This window comes from Methylomonas subterranea, from assembly GCF_024505185.1.
GTDB lineage: Bacteria > Pseudomonadota > Gammaproteobacteria > Methylococcales > Methylomonadaceae > Methylomonas > Methylomonas subterranea.
Genome location: NZ_JANIBJ010000045.1, coordinates 22,953 through 29,727 on the forward strand (window position 1 = coordinate 22,953; position 6,775 = coordinate 29,727).

Annotated in this window: 5 protein-coding genes and 1 pseudogene; 3 read left to right on the forward strand and 3 right to left on the reverse strand. The window is 54.1% G+C overall.

Annotated elements, in window-relative coordinates:
- Positions 1 to 12 precede the first annotated feature (12 nt).
- From NP590_RS20640 to NP590_RS18185, 3 genes and pseudogenes are all read right to left on the reverse strand, one after another.
- A pseudogene (locus NP590_RS20640) lies at positions 13 to 267 on the reverse strand (hypothetical protein); the annotation flags it as partial.
- On the reverse strand, positions 264 to 803 hold the full coding sequence (locus tag NP590_RS18180) for a hypothetical protein (protein WP_256604096.1): 540 nt from the start codon (positions 801 to 803) through the stop codon (positions 264 to 266). The pseudogene NP590_RS20640 and the gene NP590_RS18180, both read right to left, overlap by 4 nt.
- Positions 804 to 811: 8 nt before the next feature.
- Positions 812 to 1,594 (reverse strand): TIGR04255 family protein, encoded by a 783-nt coding sequence (locus tag NP590_RS18185; protein ID WP_255186424.1) that lies wholly within the window; start codon positions 1,592 to 1,594, stop codon positions 812 to 814.
- Between the two features lie 765 nt (positions 1,595 to 2,359).
- Between NP590_RS18185 and NP590_RS18190 the strand changes: the two genes are divergently transcribed.
- The 3 genes from NP590_RS18190 to NP590_RS18200 all read left to right on the forward strand — a co-directional run bounded on the left by NP590_RS18190 (position 2,360) and on the right by NP590_RS18200 (position 6,659).
- Positions 2,360 to 4,450 (forward strand): TonB-dependent receptor, encoded by a 2,091-nt coding sequence (locus tag NP590_RS18190; protein ID WP_256604097.1) that lies wholly within the window; start codon positions 2,360 to 2,362, stop codon positions 4,448 to 4,450.
- Between the two features lie 81 nt (positions 4,451 to 4,531).
- On the forward strand, positions 4,532 to 5,746 hold the full coding sequence (gene zigA, locus NP590_RS18195) for a zinc metallochaperone GTPase ZigA (protein ID WP_256604098.1): 1,215 nt from the start codon (positions 4,532 to 4,534) through the stop codon (positions 5,744 to 5,746).
- Between the two features lie 85 nt (positions 5,747 to 5,831).
- Positions 5,832 to 6,659: an all3515 family Zur-repressed PEP-CTERM protein gene (locus NP590_RS18200; protein ID WP_256604099.1), complete on the forward strand. Its 828-nt coding sequence runs from the start codon at positions 5,832 to 5,834 to the stop codon at positions 6,657 to 6,659.
- Positions 6,660 to 6,775: the final 116 nt, after the last annotated feature.

Consider the following 6,775-nt stretch of genomic DNA (forward strand, 5'->3'; position numbering starts at 1 on the left):
ATTGTTCTTTCGACTATTGCAGCTACCGCAGCAATAATACAAATTATCATAGTCGCAAACTAGGTTTGCGAATCGAGGGATACTCTTTGGCCTGTAATGATCAACACCAAAGTTGAGATTTGGCGCGCTACTGTCAGGTTGGCGACAGTACACACATACTCTGGAAAACTCTGCTTGCAGATAACGCTTGTACGATTGGTAGCGCTTGAACTGCCGTGGTGAAAGTTGTCGCCTGTGCTTGGTTTTAGGGTACTGAAATACCGTCACAGTTTAGATTGAATTCCAAGGCGCTTTGCGCGTTCTTCGCGAGCTGCGCGAATGCGAGCTAACTGCGCATTTGCATCCTCTAAGGCGATTACTTGCTCTTTAGATACGAGCGGCGCGCGCTCCGAGAGACGACTATTGAGAATTTCCAATCGAGCCAATATTTCCGACGACTGGGCGTTTCCACTTGCATATTTGGCTGCCATCAATCTGACGCGCTGCTTAGCGATTTGATCGACTTCTACGCTTCGCTGCGGCACAACGTTGGACGAAGTATAAAAATTTACGGACTCTTTTAACGTAGGAGTTGATTCTAAGGGCGGCTCTAATTGCGGTATTGGTGGCTTGGTCTGCGCAAGTGGTCCTTTTGTTGTGGAAAATAAATCAACAGCCTTAGCCTCTTCGGTTACAAATGCAGTCTGGTTTGTCAGACCTTTGATTTCTGGAGTGTTTCGATCGCGCGACCTTGGCTGAAAAGGTGCGATATTAAGCGCAACTACCGGATTAATAAATGGCGTATGGTCTATGTAGAAATCCATGATTTCACTCAGGCTCTCTTCTGGTGACTTTCAGATGACAAATGTTCACGAGCTTTGGGTCCTAGTGCCCAATCGAAGACATCAAAGGCTTGTGAATGCATTACGTCTAAAGCTTCCCCAGTGTTGACAAGTTGTATTTCATTGCGGAATGCATCAATGTCTAATAAATACTGAGGAATCATTTCTCCTGCGGTTTGTTTGGGTTTCAAGACTATGCCGTGTTGCAACAAACATCCGCCATCATCCGCCATAAGTTGCAGCTTGCCAGCGTATTCATGAATCCCTTTGAAGCATCCTGAAAGAAGAGGACCAACGAGTTCAGGATTCACCCAACCAAGCACTGGATTGGTATCGCTGTCGACTATATTGATATAACGAAGACCAATCCGGGTGAAGAAGTCTGAATCGATAATTTTGGACGCAGCCTCGACTACGCGCAACACTCTTTCTCTCATATGCGCATAATCGCTGTATGCGGTAGTTTCCACTGAAAGGGAGCTTTGTTTTAAAGATACTGTCCAGGTAAACTTTGCCGACCGGAAGATATGAGTGTGAGTATTGTTTGAGCTGTTAGCGCCGATCCCCAAACTAACTTCATTCGCCAATTCAAGGTGAGGGTATTCTTTCCTTAGTGCTTTGACCAAAGCAGCCGGAGGTCGGGGCTCGCCGAGCTCCATGAGCGTAGGGAAACGAAGCTCGCAAACAGCTTGGTGTAAGAAGTTACGCTTATATTGGTCAACATTCCTAGAACGGAGAGTCACTAAGGAGTCCGCATTCCAATTTGGTGCCATGCTGTTCTCAAGGTGTACGAGGAGGATTATTTTAAATCGATGTGAATTCTGCCATATGCTAACCAATTAGTCCACCTGTAGAATTTCCTATGGCCAATTAGTTCTGAATGACGGCGTAAGGAACCAGACCTGACGGATGTCCATGCTGAAGTAGAACGTCTCATTGGGGTCGGTCTTTGTCGGTCGCTGCTGACACTGACTTCGAAAGATAACCAGTGCAGGAGACGTAGGTTTTCTGGACTCCATAAACCAATTCCACAAAACAAGTTCCAAATAAACTACGTTCATTAGGCCTATTGGACTTTGGGTTACGCGAACAGGTGCAGAACTTCGAGGCACCAATCGGCAGTTGCAAATAATGTCGATTTGCGGTGGATGATTGCAAGTTGCTACAGCTAGGGCTAGGGATATAAATAGGGACGTTATTTGCGGATAGCCTCCCCCGCATCCGCTCGGCTGGAGACAGCGTTCCACAAACTGGGTTTCAGCCCATCGCCGAACGAAAGCCGATACAAATTATGCCATTTCACAATAGTTATGTTATAAAGTAACGCTTATCGCCGACATGTATTCAATACCCCGAAACCGGGGTAATTGGGCCGGTGCCGTTTCATGCAAGCCCAAAGCCGACCAAATCCCCCCTCCAATGTCTAGCTGTTTGACCGGGCCGGCGGGTGGATTTGGGGATAAGCCGCAGCCGGTTTGCCTCGGTTGCATTGCGGGAATCTGGCGATATCACGTAATGAAATATGTTTTGGAAGGATAATGTACAAAAGATTCATTTTACTCGCCGTCTCGGGCTCGATTGCATTGCCTGGGCAAGCCGAAGAAGCAGCCGCTATCGAACTTGAGCCGGTAATCGTCACCTCTCCCCTGCAATTGAAACTGTCCGAAACCGCCATGCCGGTGACGGTACTCAGCGACGATGAATTACGCCTGAAAACCGGCCACAGCATTGGCGAAACCCTGAAAAACGAGCTGGGAATTTCCAGCCAGTCGTTCGGCCCCGGCGTCGGTACCCCGGTGATTCGCGGTCAGGCCGGCCCACGAGTGCGGGTATTGAGCAACGGCATCGGCGCCAACGACATGTCGGCCATCAGCCCCGATCATCCCACCAGCGTGGAACCTTTTATGGCCGAACGCATCGAGGTTTTGCGCGGCCCCGCGACTCTGCTGTACGGCAGCGGCGCAATGGGCGGCGTGGTCAACGTCATCGACAACCGGATTCCCGGCAAGGCTTTCGACAAGGCCCTGAACGCCGCGCTGGAACAACGCTTCGACTCCACCAGCGACGAAACCGGCACGGCGCTGAAGGTCGAAGGCAGTAAGGATCATATCGCCTACCATGTGGACGGTTTTTACCGCCATCGCAACAACATGGACATCGGCGGCCAAGCCATCGATACCGCCAAAGTCGCGCAGAACGACCCGGAACTGGCCGAGGAAATCGTCGACAACCCGCGAGGTTATCTAAACAATACCGGCGCCGAAGCCATCAGCGGTTCCGCCGGCTTGTCGTGGATAGACGATTTCGGTTTTGCCGGCGCTTCGATCAACAACATTAACAACAACTACGGCATTGCCCCCGACGGTACCGGCGAGGAGATTGTGCAAATCGCCATGCGCCAGAACAAATACGACTTCAAAAGCGAACTGATCAATCCCTTCAAATTCGCCAAGGCGCTACGCACCCGTCTGGGTTATACCGATTACCGGCACACCGAGATTGCCAATGGCGACATCGGCGCGCAATTCAGTAACAAGACCTATGAAGGCCGCGCGGAACTGGAACATCAAGATATCGGGCCACTTCGCGGCGTGGTCGGTTTTCAGGCCCAATCCAGCGATTTTCAAGGCGTCCACTACCATACCCGCCAAGACGGGCATGCGGACGAACATGAAGGTCCGATGCAGGAAAACATCGTGCCGCGCTCCAACACTCAAAGTTACGGCGTATTTGCGGTGGAATCCTTCGACGCCGGCCCGGTCACTTACCAGTTGGGCACACGGGTCGAACAAACAGACATTCGGTCGGACGGCATGGCCGGCTTCAGCTACACGCCGGTCAGCGCCTCGGCTTCCGCCCTATGGAAGCTGGACGACCGGCACAGTCTGAACTTGGCGGTGACCCGCTCGTCACGCGCGCCGCAGGTGCAGGAATTGCTTTCAGACGGCTTCCATCATGCCACCCGTAGCTGGGAGCGCGGCAGCACCAACCTGAAGGAGGAAACCTCGTACAACCTGGACTTGGGCTACCGCTTCAAAACCGACTGGATGCGCGCTGAACTGGACTTGTTCCACAACTGGGCAAGCGATTACATCTACCAGCGCCGCACGGGCGAATTCCTCGATGAGGAAGGCGACAGCGAGCACTGCGACACCGAGCACTGCGTGCCGGTCCTGCAAAGCAGCCAGCAGGATGCGATTTTCAAGGGCTACGAAGCCAAGTTGATTTTCCCGATGCTGGAAAACCATCTCGGCCTGCTCGAATTGACGTTGTTCAGCGACTACACCCGCGGCCAATTTGTCAACGGCGGCGATGTGCCGCGAATGCCTCCGCTGCGCTACGGCCTGCAACTGGATTACAACCGCGACAAGCTTTCCAGCTATCTGCGCTTTACCCGCGCCGACGACCAAACCCGCGTCGGCGAGTTCGAGACCTCGACCGCCGGTTACTATCTGCTGAACGTCGGCGTCAATTATCAGCTCAAGGCTTACCAGGACGCCAAGTTGATGGTGTTCGCCAAAGGCAACAACCTGCTGGACCAAAACATCCGCAACGCAACTTCTTATTTGCGCAATTTCGCCCCGGAAGCCGGACGCGGCGCGGAAGTGGGGTTTAGGTTGAGCTACTAAAAGCAAAGCTCTACAGCAAGGGCGCGGCGGAAGGCGCGCCTTTTTTTGAAATCCTGATTGTTATAATATAACATACCAAACATGGCGACTATATCAACAACCAACCCCAAGCTTCCCGTTACCGTGTTGTCCGGCTTTCTCGGCGCCGGCAAAACCACGCTGCTGAATCATATTCTCAATAACCGCGAAAATCGGCGGGTGGCGGTAATCGTCAACGACATGAGCGAAGTCAACATCGACGCCGCGCTGGTCAAAAACGAGGTGCAACTGAATCGTGGCCAGGAAAAACTGGTCGAAATGAGCAACGGGTGTATTTGCTGCACCCTGCGAGAGGACTTGCTGATCGAGGTCGGCAACCTGGCCAGGGACGGCCGCTTCGATTATCTGGTGATCGAATCCACCGGCATCGCCGAACCGCTGCCGATTGCCGAAACCTTCACCTTTCGCGACGAAACCGGCGCTAGCCTGGCCGACATCGCCCGGCTCGATACCATGGTAACCGTGGTCGACGCGGTCAACTTCATGCGCAACTACCAGGAAGCCCTGAGTCTGAAGGAAGCCGGCGAGGCTTTGGGCGAAGACGACGAGCGCAATGTCGCCGACCTGCTGGTCGATCAAATCGAATTCGCCAACGTGCTTCTGATTTCCAAAATCGATCTGATCGCCAGCGACGAAATTGCCAACCTCAAGGCCATCTTGCATAGCCTGAATCCGGACGCCGAAATCGTGACTATGGTCATGGGCCAAATTGATTTAGGCAAAGTATTGGATACCGGGCTATTCGATTTCGAAAAAGCCGAACAGGCACCCGGCTGGCTGAAGGAATTGCGCGGAGAGCACACGCCGGAGACAGAAGAATACGGCATCAGCAGTTTTGTGTACTCTGCCCGCCGGCCGTTTCACCCGGAGCGTTTCTATCGGCATTTGCACGAAGACGAGTGGGAAAACGGCACCTTACTGCGTTCCAAAGGCTTTTTCTGGCTGGCTTCTCGCCCCGACCACGCCGGCAGTTGGTCGCAGGCCGGCGGCATCATGCGCCACGGCCTGGCCGGCCGCTGGTGGGCGTCGGTACCGGAGGATCAATGGCCGGAAGAGTACCTAGAAGACATCCGCGAGCAATGGCAGGAACCCTACGGCGATTGCCGCCAGGAACTGGTGTTCATCGGCCAAAACCTCGATGCCGAACAAGTCTGTCGGGAACTCGACGCCTGCCTGCTAAACCACGCGGAATTGGCCGCCGGCCCCACGGCGTGGAGCCAATACCTGGATCCGTTTCCGCTTTGGTTCGCGCAATGACGCGCAAGCAAACGGCTCGACCCGCCGGCGATGCAAACCGTATCGCCGGCCTACTTTTCCAACCTTTGCCTAGGAGGGCAATACTATGAAAAAAAACCAACTATTATCGGTCACCCTGATTGCCATGGGGATAAGCGTATCAGCCCACGCTCACGAGGGCGGTTTGGCCGGCTATTACATCGGCATCGACGGTACCAACACCTTTACTTCCGGCACTTACAACGGCTTAGCAAACCCCAATGCCGGAAATCTGACCTTACTTCTCAACCACGGCAACCATTACCACGGCATAGGGGCCTATAGCTACAGCGGCCCTGCGGCTGCGCCCACCGCCAACGATACCAACGGCAACAACCGCGTTCCGGAAATTTCCTCGCTGGATGCGCCATTGGCGCTCAATTGGGGCAGCGGCAGCCTGTATAGCGGCAAACTCACGTCCCAAAACAATTCGTCGGAAGACTACGGCAACCTGACCTTCGCTCGGGTAGACAGTTTGGCCGGACACGAAACCGGCAGCGAAGAGCAGATTCTGTTCAATAGCAGCAACAATCGCTGGTCGACCTTGCTGGGCAATACCGCTATCGGCCTGCAATTGATTTCCGCCACCACCGGTTTGTTCGTCGGCGACCATCAAACCGCCAACCTGTTTGCCAACGGCGACACTATCAGCCTGGATAGCTTTCTCGACGATGGCTTCGCGCCTATCTTCTGGACTGCCGCCAACGTTCCGGCGGGCACTTATACGGCCGAATTTCGTCTGGTCGGCCTGAATGACGCCAGCATCAATTCCGGCCGTTTCTATTTCGACTTCGCCCCGGTAGCAGTGCCGGTGCCGGCGGCAGCCTGGTTGTTCGGTTCCGGCCTGCTCGGATTGCTGGGATTGAAACGCAAAGCTACGCCGCTGTCGGCATAGTCCCGATGCAATGCCGTCTTAGCATCCCGCAAGGCGAAGTTGCGGCGTCGGCCAGCAGCGATGGCCTATTCCTCGGTCCGGCTGCCACCGATTTGCCGCCGTCGCATTGCGACGGC

Bases quoted from the DNA above. Each gene is read 5' to 3' on its own strand.
- NP590_RS18180 (WP_256604096.1), bottom strand. From the start codon at position 803: ATGGATTTCTACATAGACCATACGCCATTTATTAATCCGGTAGTTGCG.
- NP590_RS18185 (WP_255186424.1), bottom strand. From the start codon at position 1,594: ATGGCACCAAATTGGAATGCGGACTCCTTAGTGACTCTCCGTTCTAGG.
- NP590_RS18190 (WP_256604097.1), top strand. From the start codon at position 2,360: ATGTACAAAAGATTCATTTTACTCGCCGTCTCGGGCTCGATTGCATTG.
- zigA (WP_256604098.1), top strand. From the start codon at position 4,532: ATGGCGACTATATCAACAACCAACCCCAAGCTTCCCGTTACCGTGTTG.
- NP590_RS18200 (WP_256604099.1), top strand. From the start codon at position 5,832: ATGAAAAAAAACCAACTATTATCGGTCACCCTGATTGCCATGGGGATA.